At 70.7% G+C, this 13,723-nt stretch carries 14 protein-coding genes and 1 pseudogene; 7 read left to right on the top strand and 8 right to left on the bottom strand.

The window, feature by feature from the left end; genetic code table 11:
• Nucleotides 1-12: 12 nt before the first annotated feature.
• On the bottom strand, nt 13-591 hold the full coding sequence (locus tag ACYSUO_RS26680; protein WP_461778775.1) for a PadR family transcriptional regulator: 579 nt from the start codon (nt 589-591) through the stop codon (nt 13-15).
• Between the two features lie 99 nt (nt 592-690).
• Here ACYSUO_RS26680 and ACYSUO_RS26675 point away from each other — a divergent pair, with 99 nt between their 5' ends.
• On the top strand, nt 691-1,110 hold the full coding sequence (locus tag ACYSUO_RS26675) for an ester cyclase (protein WP_461778774.1): 420 nt from the start codon (nt 691-693) through the stop codon (nt 1,108-1,110).
• 84 nt (nt 1,111-1,194) lie between these two features.
• On the opposite strand, the pseudogene ACYSUO_RS26670 reads toward ACYSUO_RS26675, so the two are convergent.
• Both ACYSUO_RS26670 and ACYSUO_RS26665 read right to left on the bottom strand, forming a co-directional pair.
• Nucleotides 1,195-1,518: pseudogene (locus ACYSUO_RS26670) on the bottom strand (SRPBCC family protein); the annotation flags it as partial.
• Nucleotides 1,519-1,553: 35 nt separating this feature from the next.
• Nucleotides 1,554-2,222, bottom strand: a complete 669-nt coding sequence (locus tag ACYSUO_RS26665) for a GntR family transcriptional regulator (RefSeq protein ID WP_461778773.1) — start codon at nt 2,220-2,222, stop codon at nt 1,554-1,556.
• A 135-nt stretch (nt 2,223-2,357) separates the two neighbouring features.
• On the opposite strand from ACYSUO_RS26665, the gene ACYSUO_RS26660 reads away from it, so the two are divergent.
• The 5 genes from ACYSUO_RS26660 (at nt 2,358) to ACYSUO_RS26640 (ending at nt 6,540) form a co-directional block, all read left to right on the top strand.
• On the top strand, nt 2,358-2,789 hold the full coding sequence (locus ACYSUO_RS26660; protein WP_426897673.1) for a VOC family protein: 432 nt from the start codon (nt 2,358-2,360) through the stop codon (nt 2,787-2,789).
• 60 nt (nt 2,790-2,849) lie between these two features.
• On the top strand, nt 2,850-3,500 hold the full coding sequence (locus tag ACYSUO_RS26655; RefSeq protein ID WP_461778772.1) for an NAD(P)H-binding protein: 651 nt from the start codon (nt 2,850-2,852) through the stop codon (nt 3,498-3,500).
• A gap of 96 nt (nt 3,501-3,596) precedes the next feature.
• The gene (locus ACYSUO_RS26650) at nt 3,597-4,706 is read left to right on the top strand and encodes an NADH:flavin oxidoreductase/NADH oxidase (RefSeq protein ID WP_461778771.1); all 1,110 of its coding nucleotides are present in this window, start codon (nt 3,597-3,599) and stop codon (nt 4,704-4,706) included.
• Nucleotides 4,707-4,880: 174 nt separating this feature from the next.
• Nucleotides 4,881-5,489 carry a hypothetical protein gene (locus ACYSUO_RS26645; RefSeq protein WP_461778770.1) on the top strand — a complete coding sequence of 203 codons (609 nt, stop codon included), beginning with the start codon at nt 4,881-4,883 and terminating at the stop codon, nt 5,487-5,489.
• A gap of 76 nt (nt 5,490-5,565) precedes the next feature.
• Complete coding sequence (locus ACYSUO_RS26640) at nt 5,566-6,540, top strand: epimerase (RefSeq protein ID WP_461778769.1); 975 nt, start codon at nt 5,566-5,568, stop codon at nt 6,538-6,540.
• A gap of 9 nt (nt 6,541-6,549) precedes the next feature.
• Here the strand turns inward: ACYSUO_RS26640 and ACYSUO_RS26635 are convergent, their stop codons facing one another.
• The 4 genes from ACYSUO_RS26635 to ACYSUO_RS26620 form a co-directional block, all read right to left on the bottom strand.
• A complete protein-coding gene (locus ACYSUO_RS26635; protein WP_461778768.1) occupies nt 6,550-6,762 on the bottom strand; it encodes a hypothetical protein in 213 nt (70 codons plus the stop codon).
• Between the two features lie 57 nt (nt 6,763-6,819).
• A complete protein-coding gene (locus ACYSUO_RS26630) occupies nt 6,820-8,346 on the bottom strand; it encodes an FAD-dependent oxidoreductase (RefSeq protein WP_461778767.1) in 1,527 nt (508 codons plus the stop codon).
• Between the two features lie 62 nt (nt 8,347-8,408).
• On the bottom strand, nt 8,409-9,011 hold the full coding sequence (locus ACYSUO_RS26625; protein WP_461778766.1) for a chemotaxis protein CheB: 603 nt from the start codon (nt 9,009-9,011) through the stop codon (nt 8,409-8,411).
• Entirely contained in the window at nt 9,008-9,895 is an 888-nt protein-coding gene (locus ACYSUO_RS26620; RefSeq protein WP_461778765.1) for an SDR family oxidoreductase, read from the bottom strand. Before ACYSUO_RS26620 ends, ACYSUO_RS26625 begins: the two co-directional genes overlap by 4 nt.
• A 288-nt stretch (nt 9,896-10,183) precedes the next feature.
• Here ACYSUO_RS26620 and ACYSUO_RS26615 point away from each other — a divergent pair, with 288 nt between their 5' ends.
• A complete protein-coding gene (locus ACYSUO_RS26615) occupies nt 10,184-11,671 on the top strand; it encodes an aminotransferase class I/II-fold pyridoxal phosphate-dependent enzyme (protein WP_461778764.1) in 1,488 nt (495 codons plus the stop codon).
• Between the two features lie 22 nt (nt 11,672-11,693).
• On the opposite strand, the gene ACYSUO_RS26610 is transcribed toward ACYSUO_RS26615, so the two are convergent.
• Nucleotides 11,694-13,721, bottom strand: a complete 2,028-nt coding sequence (locus ACYSUO_RS26610) for a CocE/NonD family hydrolase (protein WP_461778763.1) — start codon at nt 13,719-13,721, stop codon at nt 11,694-11,696.
• Nucleotides 13,722-13,723 lie beyond the last annotated feature (2 nt).

The following is a 13,723-nucleotide window of genomic DNA, read 5'->3' as shown; positions in this document are numbered from 1 at the left end:
CTCCGTGGGCGGTCAGCCCGCGGGAGCGGCGGGCGCGTGCGGATCGTTGTCGGTGCATCCGGTGGCGAATGCGGGCGGCTCGTCCCCGAGGGTCTCGCGCAGCCAGGTCCGCTCCGCGCGGCTGGTGGCGCGGGCGGTGAGCAGCATGCCCCGCCGGTAGGGGTCGGCGACCTCCTCGGCGCGCAGGGGCCTCTCGTTGTCGTAGAAGAAGCTCTCCGGTTCTTCCAGGAACTCCAGCCGTCTGCGCAGCACCGCGTGCCGTTCGGCCACGTCGGGCAGGTGGGAGAGGAAGGCCAGGACGACGTAGAACCGGGTGAAGTCGGTGATCTCGTGGTCGGCGGGCTTGCGCAGGCGCTGCAGCATGTCGGCCCGCCCGGCCGCGGTCAGGCTGAGCACGTACCGGGCCGCCCCCGCGGCCGGATCGGCGCGCCGCTCGATCAAGCCCGCCTTGGTCAGGCGATTGATCGCCGGATACAGGCTGCCGTCACTGACCGGTCGCGTATAGCCGGTCAGCTGTGAGACGCGGCGGCGCAGCTCGTGGCCGGGCAGGGGTCCTTCGGCGAGGAAGCCGAGTATCGCGAGTTCCAGCATGAGCCCATCCTCGCACGCGAACATCGAATCGATGTGAACATCGTTTCGATGTTACGGTCGCAGGTACCCGCCCGAACGTCTCTGGAGAGGCACAGCAAGATGCCATCGCAGTCCACCGAGTCAGTGATGAACCGCTTCGTCGAGTTCATCAACACGGGCAACGAGGATCTCGCCCGCGAGGTCATTTCTCCGGACGCGGTGTTCCACGCGCCGAGTCACCCAGAACCGCTGCGAGGACCCGATGGGTACATGGAAGTCATCGGGATGATGCGCAGCGCCTTCCCGGACGTCCAGTGGACGTTGGAGGAGACGGTCACCGAAGGCGACACGGTGGTCGCGCGGTTCACCATGCGGGGAACCCACGACGGTGAGTTCTTCGGGATCCCGGCGAGCGGCAACAAGATCTCGGTGCAGGCCATGAACTTCTACTACCTCGCCGACGGCCGGATCGTCGGCGAACGGGGCCAGCCCGACCTCCTCGGGGTGATGCAGCAGATCGGTGCCGTTCCGGCGCCGTAAGGCGAGAGGGCCCCGGCGGTGGTGGCCGAGGAACCCCATGATCAGGGGCAAGGGCCTCACCCGGAACCCGGACATCACACAGGCTCAGGCGGCCCCGCCCAGGAGGGATTCGAGACGGTTCAGGATGTGGGGCCAGCCCTTGCCCATGCCGGCATGCGCCTGACGGCCCATCGGGGAGTCGAGGTCGAAGTCCGCGTGGGTGAGGACGAGGCGGGTGCCCTGGCCCTCGGGGTGCAGCGTCCAGGTGATGGTGGTGTCGAGCGAGCCCTCGGCGAATCGGTAGGCCAGCAGCCGCTGGTCGTCCACCTCGATCACCTCGCAGGGCTGGCTGCCGAAGTTCCCCATGTCGAGGGTGAAGCGGTGCCCGGTGACGGGCTTGATGTCACCGGCGGCCCACCAGCGGGCGTGGAGGTCGGGATCCTCCCGAGCTCGCGATGCGTGCCCTAGTTCGCGTCGGCGTTCCCGGTTACCACGGCCACGGCGTGGCGACGGTGTGTGGCGAAGAGGTCGAGCGCCGTTTCGGTGTCGCGGGAGCGGAGTGCGGTCACGAGCCCGTAGTGTTCGCGCGGGATGCAGCCGAGGTATCCGTCGGTGCTGAGGTTGATCCGGGTCAGCAGGAACAGGTGGACCTGGCACCGGATGCCGTCCCAGGCGTCGGCGAGGCGCTGATGGCCGGCGGCGGCGAAGACGGCGTCGTGGAAGGCGATGTCAAGGCGCACCATCTCGTGGGCGTCCGTGACGTCCTTCATGACTTCGGCCGCCTTGGCGAGGGGCGCGAGGTCCTCGTCCGAGGCGCGCGCGATCACTTGACGGACGGCCAGGTCCTCCAGTGCGCCACGCAGGCTGTCGAGCTCGGCGGCATCCTCGGCGGACACCGTCGTCACCGTCGTCCCGCGATGCCACGCGCAGTGGACCAGTCCCTCGCGTTCCAGTACGCGCAGTGCCTCACGGACCGGGCCGCGACTGACGTCCATCGCGGTGGACAGCTCCACCTCGCGGAGCTGTGCGCCGGGGGCGTAGACCCCATTGAAGATGGCCTCGCGGATCCGGTCCGCGACCTCGTCCGACAGACCGCGGCGGCGGGCCGGGGACACCTTGCCCTGATCACCCATGTTCGATGCACACCTCCTGAAGCTATGTCTCAATGTTAACATCGTGCTGTTGTCTCAATGTAAACATTGAGACAAGTCAACCCTGGGTTCTCTTGGACCTCTGGGCCACTTGACCCACTCTCGGAAGGCAGTGTCATGAGCGTTCTCGAGTCCCCGATCCCGCGTTTCCACCTGGCTGTGCCGGTCGACGACCTGTCCGCCGCGCGTCGCTTCTACGGCGATGTGCTGGGTCTGGAGCAGGGGCGTAGCGCGGACACCTGGGTGGACTGGAATCTGCACGGCCACCAGTTCGTCACCCACCTCGCACCGGAGCGCGCGCAGCGCATACACAACCCGGTCGACGGTCACGACGTCCCGGTGCCGCACTTCGGGGTGATCCTGACCATCCCCGCCTTCCAGGAGCTCGCCGAGCGGCTGCGCGCGGCAGGTACCGAGTTCGTCATCGAGCCCTACGTCCGCTTCGAGGGGGAGAAGGGCGAGCAGCACACGATGTTCCTCCTCGACCCGGCGGGCAACGCCCTGGAGTTCAAGGCGTTCGCCGACGACTCCCAGGTGTTCGCTGCCTGACCGGCGATCACCGCACCCCCACTCCCTACCTCCTCACTACTCGAAAGCCGGGGCGAACTCATGAAGGTGTTCCAGATCGGTGCGGCCGGTGGAGTCGGTCGTCGCCTCGCCCAACTCCTCACCGCACGGGGTGACTTGGTGACCGGAATGCACCGTCGGCCCGATCAGGGCGAGATCGTGCGCGAGGCCGGCGGGACGCCGGTGACCGGCGATCTCATCAACGACTCGGTCGACGACCTCGCGCAGAAGATGCGGGGCCACGACGCGGTGGTCTTCTCGGCCGGTGCGCACGGCACCGGCATGGACAACACGTCCCTCATCGACGGCAAGGGCCTCCGCAAGGCTGCCGACGCGGCCGCGCTGGCCGGGGTGACGCGGTTCGTTCTGGTCTCGGTCTTCCCCGACGCGCTGCGAGGCGGCGAGGCCGGGGAGGGCTTCGAGCACTACATGAAGGTCAAGAAGAGCGCCGACGTGTATCTGACGGGCACCGATCTCGACTGGCTGATCGTCCGTCCCGGAACCCTGCTGGACACCCCCGGCAGCGGCCGGGTCACGGCCGGCCCGGCCGTCGAGTACGGCGACGTGCACCGCGACGATGTCGCCGCGTTCATCGACGCCGCCCTGCACGAGCCCGCCCTCAGCCGCGTCATCGTCGAACTGACTTCAGGCGACACCCCCGTCGCGGATGCGGTCGCCCGCTTGGCCGCCTGAGCCACGGCCCCCGCGCTGTCGCCCATCACCGACCACAACCACAACCACGGCCACGACCACAACCACGACCACGACCACGAAAGAAGCACCCCCCGTATGACTGCCCTGTTCACCCCCTTCACCCTGCGGTCCCTTCAGATACCCAACCGGGTCTGGATGTCCCCGATGTGCATGTACTCCGCCGCCCCCGAGGGCCCGGACACCGGTGCACCGACCGACTTCCACCTCACCCACCTGGCCTCCCGCGCGGCAGGCGGTGCCGGTCTGGTCATGGCCGAGGCCACCGGCGTACGCCCCGACGGGCGCATCAGCCCCTGGGACCTCGGCCTGTGGAACGACCGCCAGCAGGAGGCGTTCGCCCGTGTCACCGAGGCCATCAAGGCGCACGGCGCCGTCCCGGCCATCCAACTCGCGCACGCGGGCCGCAAAGCGTCCGTCGACAAGCCCTGGCTGTCCGACCGCCACCTGCCCGAGGACGAGAACGGCTGGCAGCCCGTCGCCCCCAGCGCGATCGCGTACGACGGGCTCGCCGTCCCGCACGAGCTGACCGTGGACGAGATCCAGCAGCTCGTACGTGACTTCGCCGACTCCGCGCGGCGCGCGCTGGCCGCCGGCTTCCAGGTGGCCGAGGTGCACGGCGCCCACGGCTACCTGATCAACTCCTTCCTCTCCCCGGTCTCCAACCACCGCACCGACGCCTACGGCGGCAGCTTCGAGAACCGCATCCGCTTCGCCCTTGAGGTCGTCGATGCCGTCCGCGCCGTGTGGCCCGAGGACCTGCCGGTCTTCTTTCGTACCTCGGCCACCGACTGGCTGACCGAGAACCCCGAGGACGCCCGCGAGGGCTGGACCGGGGACGACACCGTCCGCCTCGCCAAGGAGCTCCAGGCCCGCGGTGTCGACCTGCTGGATGTGTCCACCGGCGGCATGGTCCGCGACGCGAAGATCGTCGCCGGTCCGAACTACCAGGTGCCCTTCGCGGACCAGGCCCGCAACCAGACCGGCATCCCCACCGCCGCCGTCGGCATCATCACCGACCCGCAGCAGGCGGAGGACATCCTCTCCAACGGGCAGGCCGACGCGGTCTTCCTCGGCCGCGAACTGCTCCGCAACCCCTACTGGCCCCAGCACGCCGCCCTCGCGCTCGGCGCCGAGCCGACCTGGCCGGACCAGTACGCGTACGCCGTCGAGCGCCGCAAGCGCTGACACCGAGGTGTGCGGCGCGAGCAAGTCGCGGAAGGCGAGTGGAATGGGCAAGACCACGCTCGTGATGACCGTGTCGCAGGCGGTCTCGGCGGAGTTGAGCAGTGAGGTCCGCTGTATGACCAGTACGCCGAGTAGAGGCCTTCTGCCGCAGGCCGTAGGCCGTAGGAGGGATTCGTGCTCAACCGTCGTTGGCAGACTGCCATCGCCGTCCTTCTCGGCCTGCTGTGCGCGAGCTGCACCACCACAGCGGAACACGGCCAGGATCCCAGCGGCACAGCGAGCGCGACAGTGTCGGCGACACCGCTGACTCGGCTGCCCGAACTGGCCGTGCCCGACGATGCGTTCGCTGGTATGGATGTCGACCCGTCGCCGCCCGAACGCCGTGTCCTGGCCGAGGTGCAGATGGGAGGCGGTGCCCACATGCTCCTCTACGCACAGGGCAACCGGTGCGGAGTCGTCACCTATGCCGAATCCGATTCCCGAACGCCCGAGGCACAGCTTCTGGCGGCACCGCCCCGTTCGGCGGATGACGGCACGTCACGCCTCCCGTACGGCCCCTACCTCCTGGCATCGGGCTCCGGTTCCGGAACGTCTCACGCCCAGCTCTCCCTCGCCTGCGGGCACCGGGCCATGGTCGTCGAGTACACCTCGTCTGCCGTGGACGACGCACCCACCCCGCGCGGTGAGTCCGCGGCCCGGGTCACCGACGAGACCCTGGCCGTCGTTGCAGCGGACAAGGCGATCCGGGAGAAGATCCTGTCGAAGACCCCCGTGCCTCTATAGCGGCCGTCTCTGCCTCTGAACCTGGCGGGTCGTACGCTGGTTCTACTGTGTGACGCCAGCGTCAGGGGAGGGGCCAGTGAAGGTTGTGCTGCCCGGCGGGACCGGTCAGGTGGGTGGTGTGTTGCGGCGGGCGTTGACCGCTGCGGGGCATGAGGTGGTCGTGTTGACCAGGCGCCCCGTGCGGGGCGGTGAGGTTCAGTGGGATGGCAGGACGCTCGGCCCCTGGGCGGAGGTGGTCGACGGCAGTGACGTTGTCATCAACCTTGCGGGGCGGAGCGTCAGTTGTCGTTACACCGACGAGAATCTGCGGGCCATGATGGACTCGCGCGTGGACTCCGCGCGCGTCGTGGGCCAGGCGATCGCCGCTGCCCGGAGGCCGCCCCGTGTCTGGCTACAGATGAGTACCGCCACCATCTACGCCCACCGGTTCGACGCGCCGAACGATGAGGCGAGCGGCGTGATCGGCGGTGCCGAGCCGGGCGTTCCCGGTTACTGGGCCTACAGCGTCGAGATCGCGAAGAACTGGGAGCGGGAGCAGGAGCGGGCCGCAACTCCGCACACGCGGAAGGTGGCTCTGCGGTCGGCGATGGTGATGAGTCCCGACCGGGGTGGTGTCTTCGACTATCTGCTGTGGCTGGCGCGGCTCGGCCTGGGTGGGCCGGTCGCGGGTGGTGCGCAGTATGTGTCCTGGATCCATGACCGTGATTTCGTGCGCGCGGTGGAGTTCCTGATCGGGCGTGAGGACATCAGTGGGGCGGTCAATCTCGCGGCGCCCGGTCCGTTGCCTCAGGGGGAGTTCATGCGTGCGTTGCGCGCTGCTTGGGGCATGCCGGTCGGGCTGCCCGCGACGCGGTGGATGGCCGGGATCGGCGCCTGGGCGCTCCGATCCGACACCGAGCTCCTGCTCAAGAGTCGGCGGGTGGTGCCCGGCCGGCTGAGGGATGCCGGGTTCACCTTTGACCACGGCGCCTGGGCGGAGGCGGCGGCCGACCTCGTGGGGCGGGCGCGTCGTGAGCGGGCCCGCTTGCGGCGGCCGGCAGTGCGTGGCTGAACGCCCTGGTCAGGTGTCGTGGGCCTGTTCCTGGGCCTCCTCGTTGGGGGAGAGGGCGTCGCCGCTCTCACCGCGGCGGCGGTCCTTGTTCTTCCTGTGCTGCGGGTCCAGCTCGGCCTCCTCGAACTCGTCCAGCACGCTCTCCACTGCGGTCTGCGCCGGACGGTCGTGGTCCTGGGCGCCGTCGTGCTCGTGGTGGTGGGGATGCTTGTGGTGGGACATGGCGCTCCTTGCGATGAGGTGTTCTTCGCGTTCAGATGTCTCGTTCACAAGTCGCGATCAGATGTCGCGTCGTTCCAAGGGACTGGTGGCCGGCCCCTGCACCACCCGTCCGTCCGTGGCGAAGCGGGAGCCGTGGCACGGGCATTCCCAGGCGCGTTCCTCCGCGTTGAACGCGACGAGGCAGCCCAGATGTGTGCACCGCGCCGACACGGCGTGCAGGTCGCCCTCCGGGTCGCGGTAGACGGCGGTGTGGCGGCCGTCGCGGTGCAGGACGGCGCCGCTGTCCGGTGGCAGTGCGTCCGGCGTGTCCGGGCCGGTGCTGTGCAGTCGGTCGCCGACGAAGTGCCTTGCCACGTCCGCCTGTTGGCGCAGGAGGCTTGGCGTGTCACGCAGCAGGGGGCCGACGCGCCGCGGGTCGTAGAGGCTCTTCCACGGTGGTGGCTCGCGCCCGGTGATCAGCGCGGTCAGGAGGGAGCCGGCCATGATGCCGCCGCTCAGCCCCCAGCCGCCGAAGCCCGTGGCGACGTAGGCGTGCCGGGCCGCGGGGTGCAGCGGGCCCACGAGTGGCGTGCGGTCGCTGGGGAAGGTGTCCTGGGTCGCCCACACGTACCGCGGCCGGCCTGCGGGGAAGTGTTCGGCGGCCCACGCCTCCAGACGGGCGGCCTGGGCGGCCGGGTCGCCGGTGCCGGGCGTGAACTTCTCACCCGTGACGATCAGCAGCCGCTGCCCGTCCTCGTACGGCGTCGTACGCACGGAGCGGGTGCCGTCCTCCGGCGTGATGTACATGCCGTGCGGGTCGCGGTCGGCCGGGACCGGCGCGGCCACGACGAACTCCCGGCGCACGGCGAGCCGGGCGAACAGCAGGGCCCGGTCGAAGACGGGGTAGTGGGTGGCGACGACGACGTCACGAGCGCTCACACGGGCGCCCGACGCGGTCGTGACCCGGCAGGGGCGACCCTCCTTCAGGCCGACCACGGGGGACTGCTCGTAGATCTCGGTGCCCCGGGCGCGCAGATCGTCGGCGAGGGCGAGGAGGTACTGGCGCGGATGGAACTGGGCCTGGTCCCGCACGCGCACCGCGCCCGCCACGGGGAACGGCAGCCCGGTCTCCGTCACGAAGGAGGCCGGCAGGCCCGCCTTCCGTGCCGCGTCCGCCTCGGCGCGCAGCGCACCGGCGCGGCGCTCCGCGCGCGTGTAGGTGTAGGCGTCCGCACGCTCCCACGCGCAGTCGATGCCGAGCAGGTCGACCACGTCGGCCGCGTGCTCGATCGCGTCGGTCTGGGAGCGTGCGTACAGGTGGGCAGCCTGCGGCCCCCGGGTCCGTCGCAGCCGCGCGTAGACCAGCGTATGCAGGGCCGAGAGCTTGCCGGAGGTGTGCCCGGTGACCCCGGCGGCCACGCGCCCCGCTTCGAGTACCGCCACGCTCACCCCGGCGCGGGCCAGCTCCCACGCCGTGCTGAGCCCGGCGATGCCGGCACCGATCACCGCGACGTCCACCGTCACGTCCCGCTCCAGCGACGGCAGCGCGGGGCGGGGCGTGGAGGCCGTCCAGTACGAACCTGGGGCGCGAGCACTCTTGGCCATGTGCGACGAGTCCCCCGCTGAGCGGGACTCACGCCTCCCACCATGCCGGACGAGCCGGCGCCTCAGTGCCCGCCCACGGTCTCCGCGATCGCCGGTGCGATGCGTTCGAGAGGCAGGACGAGGTCGACGAGGCCCGTGCTGAGCGCCGATCGGGGCATGCCCTGGAACGCGGCGGTGTCCGGGTCCTGCACGATGACGGTGCCGCCGTGTGCCTTGACGGCGGTGACGCCTTGGGCGCCGTCGCCGTCGGCGCCGGTCAGCACGCAGGCGATGACGCCCCGCCCGAAGGCCGTCGCCGCCGATTCGAAGAGCGGATCGGCGGCCGGGCGGGCGTGGTTCACCCGCTCCTCGTCCGTCAGGAACAGTCTCCTGCCGTCCTGCCGTACGCACAGGTGCCGGTCGGGTGGAGCGATATGAACGACTCCCGTACGCAGGGGCTCCCCGTTCCTGGCCAGCTCGACGTCGAGCGCGGTCGCACGGGACAGCACAGGGACGATCTGTGTCTCACGGCCGCGGCGCAGGTGCTGCGCGACCAGCACGGTCAGCGGCAGCGCGGGGGCAAGCCCGCCCAGCAGGGTCCGCAGGCCCTGCACACCACCGGCCGAGGAGGCCACCACCATGACCGCTCGGTAGTCATCGTCGTTCGCCGGAGCTGCGCGGTTCACGGCAGTGGGGTCCCGCCGGTGGCGTTGAGGATCTCGGCGGTGATGAAACTGGCCTGGTCCGATGCCAGGTAGACGTAGGCCGGGGCCATCTCGGAGGGCTGCGCCGGGCGTCCCAGCGGGGCCTGCTTGCCGAACTCTGTGGTGTCCGGGAGCGTCGCTGGGATGAGCGGCGTCCACACCGGGCCCGGGGCCACCGCGTTGACCCGGATCCCGTCGTCCACCAGCATCTGCGCAAGCCCCTGGGTGAACGTGACGATGGCGCCCTTGGTCATCGCGTAGTCGAGCAGATGCGGGCTCGGCTTGTAGGCCTGCACCGACGTGGTGTTGATGATCACGCCGCCGGGCGGCATGTGCGGCACGGCCGCCCGGCACAGCCAGAACATGGCGTACAGGTTCGTGTGGACGACCCGGTCGAACTGTTCGGTGCTGATGGCGCCGATGCCGTCGGGCTGGGACATCTGGTAGGCCGCGTTGTTGACCAACACGTCGATCCGCCCGAATTCGGCGACGGCGCGCTCGACGACCCGGTCGCACTGCGCCTCGTCCCGGATGTCGCAGGGGACGGGGACCGCGGTGCGCCCGGCCTCTTCGACGTGCCGGACCGTCTGCCCGGCCTCGTCGGCCTCCTCGGGCAGATGCGTGAAGAGGACGTCCGCCCCCTCGCGCGCGTAGGCGAGAGCCACGGCGCGGCCGATCCCGGAATCGCCTCCGGTCAGTACCGTCTTGCGGTCCAGGAGCCGGTCCGCGCCCTGGTAGGACTCCTCGCCGTGGTCGGGCGGCGGGTCCATGGGACCGGTCCAGCCCGGCGGGCTCTGATCCTGGGCCGGGAAGTCGGGGCGGGGGTGTGCGGTAGTGGGGTCCTGGGGCTTTCCGGGGTCGGACATGGGGGCTCCGGTGGGTGTCTCCGGTCGGTGTCGGGCTGGTGAGCGGCCGAAGCGGGCGCAGTCCTTCACTGCCACCATGGCAGCCTTCACCCGGCCCCGCAGCCGCGGCACCTCCCACAGATGTGGATCGGCCTCCTTGAGGTGGTGGGGGCGAGCGCCGGGCAGCTCAAGGAGGAGTTCCCAGGGCAGGGCGTTGCATGCGGAACGCGTCGAGATCGGCGGCTGCCGATGTAGTGGCGTGCACCGCACGCTGTGGAAAGAGCGCCCTGCCGGGGAACGTGTCCGATCATGACCGTGGACCACGCACAGGCCCCCGTACTGGCGGCGCTCGACGCCTACCGTGACTCCGGCATGCTCGCCTTCAGCCCGCCGGGCCACAAACAGGCCCGTGGCGCCGACCCCGAGGTACGGAGGATTCTCGGCGACGCCGTCTTCCTCGGTGACCTCCTGGCCTCGGGCGGCCTTGACGACCGGCGCATGCGGGGCCGCTACCTGGAGCACGCCGAGGACCTCATGGCCGACGCCGTGCACGCCGAGCACACCTTCTTCACCACCTGCGGCAGCTCCCTGTCCGTGAAGGCGGCCATGCTGTCGGTGGCGGGCCCCGGCGACCGGCTGCTGATCGGCCGCGACGCGCACAAGTCCGTGGTGTCCGCCCTGATCCTGTCCGGTATCGAACCGGTGTGGGTGGAACCCCGCTGGGACGCCGAGCGGCACCTCGCGCACCCGCCGTCCGCCGACGCCTTCGACGCCGCCTTCGCCGCCCACCCCCAGGCGACCGGCGCCCTGGTCACGAGCCCCACCCCGTACGGGAGTTGCGCGGATCTGCGCGGCATCGCCGAGGCCTGCCACCGGCGCGGTCGGCCGCTGATCGTGGACGAGGCGTGGGGTGCGCATCTGCCCTTCCACCCGGATCTGCCGACGTGGGCGATGGACGCCGGCGCGGACGTCTGCGTGACCAGCATCCACAAGATGGGCAGCGGCCTCGAACAGGGCTCCGTCTTCCATCTCCAGGGCGACCTCGTCGCGCCGGACGTGCTCAAGAACCGGGCGGACCTGTGGGGCACCACCAGCCCTTCGGTGCTCATCTACGCGGGTCTGGACGGCTGGCGGCGCCAGATGGCCCTGCACGGCCGCCGCCTGCTGACCCACGCGCTGGATCTCGCTGCCGACGTACGTGCCGCCATCGAGGAGATCGACGGCATGCACGTGCACGGCCGCGAGGACTTCTGCGGTCCCGGTCTCGCCGACGACCTCGATCCGCTGCCCGTCGTCGTCGACCTCGCCGGCCCGGCACTGTCCGGCTACCGCGCCGCCGACTGGCTGCGCACGCACCGCGACATCAATGTCCACCTCGCCGACCACCGCCGCATCAACGTCCAGATCACCCACGCCGACAGCAGGGAAACCACCGAACCGCTGTTGCGGGCGCTGCGGGATCTCGCCGATGCCTCACGCGACTGGGATCCGGCACCGCGCGTGGCGGTGCCGGATCCCGAGGCGCTGCGCATGAAGCAGGTGTGCCTGCCGAGGGACGCGTTCTTCGCGCGCACGCAGGACGTGCCCGTGGCGCAGGCGGTGGGCCGGACCGCCGCCGAAATGGTGACGCCGTACCCGCCGGGCATCCCCACGATCCTGCCCGGCGAACTCCTCACCGAGCCCGTCCTGACCTATCTGCGCACCGGCGTCGAGGCGGGCATGAACCTGCCCGACGCCGCCGATCCGGCCTTCCGCACGGTGCGGGTCGTCGAGGACAAGGGGGACCGGACCGGCTGAGCCGGGGCACGGGGACGGCCGGCTACAGCGCGTCCCTCGGGACCGTCTCGTTCCACGTGCGGGACACGATGCGGCGGTCGGCCTCGTACGCGTCCAGCGTCGCGTTCACGTGGAACGCCTCGGCGTCGCAGCGCAGCGTGGTGCTGGTGCGGACGTGGACGTCCCAGTCGCCGCGCCGGAAGCTCATCGTCCAGGTCGACTCGCCCGCGGGGGACGTGAAGTCGTCGGCCGTCGACGTGTACCGCTCCAGGACATGGCAGCCCACGTCGAGGTCGATCGCGTCGAAGTGGACCGTGCCCCGGTCCTTGACGATGTTCAGCGTCGAGCCGTAGTCGATCAGGTCGCGGGTGACCTCCCAGCGCTCCTCGGGTGGCGTGACGCGGTGGGTGGTGAGCGGCCGGGCGCCCTCCGGTGTCTCGAAGGGGGACGCCATCGCCGAGTCCCCGTCGTCGGCGGGGCGCACCGGCAGCACCAGACGGCACGGCTCTTCATGGACCGTGAGCGCGGTGGGGAGCGGCGGCGGCCAGGCGAGCGGCCAGTACGACGTCGACAGGGACAGGCGTACGCGATGCCCGGGCGGGAAGGCCTGCGCGACACCGTTGAGGCGAATCGTCGCGCGGCAGGGCTGTCCGGGCTCCAGCTCGTCCGGCTCGTCCGCACCGTCGCGTCGGGTCAGGTTGAGAATGCCGTACGAGACGCGGGTGGCGCCGCCGTCGGGCGCCACATCGGACAGGCGCGCCGCGACCATCGCGACGGGCCGGTCCGCGCTCACCTCAAGTTCCACGCGCGGCTCGCCGAGGATCTCCAGGCGCTCCGGCAGCGGCTCCGTCTCGTAGACGAGGGAGCCGCCGTCCTCCTCGCGCTGGTCGTAGGGCAGGTCGGGCGGCGCGTTGTACGAGGCCCATTTCCCGGCGAACTGGCCCACGGACAGCGGCGATTGGACGTGGGCCGACGCGGCTGTCCCCAGCCCGTCACCCGGGGGCGTCAGCCGGCCCTCGCGCAGGGCGTGCGCCTCCTCGCGAATGTCCGGGGACGGCCAGACGGACTCGCCCACCCAGCGGCCCGGCCGCTCCTCGTACGCGGTGGACGGCGGCACGCTGTCCTGCATCCACGCCTGCAGCATCGGCCCGTCCATCACGCCGTTGTCCTCGCCCTTGAGCCAGTGGTCCCACCAGCGCACCACCTCCTGGAGGTAGCCGATCGCGGGCCCCGGCTCGCCCAGGTGCGGGTACTTGTGCGACCACGGGCCGATCAACCCCCTGCGGGGTACGTCGAGGTGGGCGAGCAGCCGGGTCACGGCGTTCGAGTAGCCGTCCGCCCAGCCGCTGGAGGCGAGCACGGGGCAGCGTACGGCCGTGTAGTCCTCACACACCGAGGCGTGCCGCCAGTACGCGTCACGGCGCTGGTGGCGCAGCCAGTTCAGCACCCATGGGTCGACGCTCTCCAGGCGTTCCTGCCACATCTCGCGCCACCGGTCGCCGACGGTCGCTGGATCGGGCGGGCACGTGGAGTAGGCGAACATGGTGCCCGACTCGGCGAGATTGTCGGAGAGCAGCGCGCCGCCCATGTAGTGCATGTCGTCGGCGTACCGGTCGTCCGTGAACGACGAGATGACGATCGCCTTGAGACTCGACGGGCGGCGCGCCGCCACCTGGAGCGCGGCGAAGGCGCCCCAGGAGATGCCCATCATCCCGGTGCCGCCATCACACCACGGTTGCCCCGCCAGCCAGTCGAGCACCTCTTCGGCGTCGGCCTGCTCACGCTCCAGGTACTCGTCGGTGAGCACACCCTCCGAGTCGCCGGTGCCGCGCAGGTCGACGCGTACGCAGGCGTAGCCGTGGCCGGCGATGTAGGGGTGGTGGATCGAGTCGCGGACCGAGCTGAGGTCCCGCTTGCGGTACGGGATGTACTCCAGGACGGCGGGCACGGGGTCGGTGTCGGAAGAGACCGGCCGCCAGATCCGGGCCGACAGCCGGACGCCGTCGGACATCGTGATCCGGATGTCGTCCTCTTCCTTGATGGCATGGGGCAGGTTGTCGACGTGTCGCATGG

The organism is Streptomyces sp. UC4497 (assembly GCF_054871485.1).
This window is presented reverse-complemented; position numbering and strand designations above follow the sequence as displayed.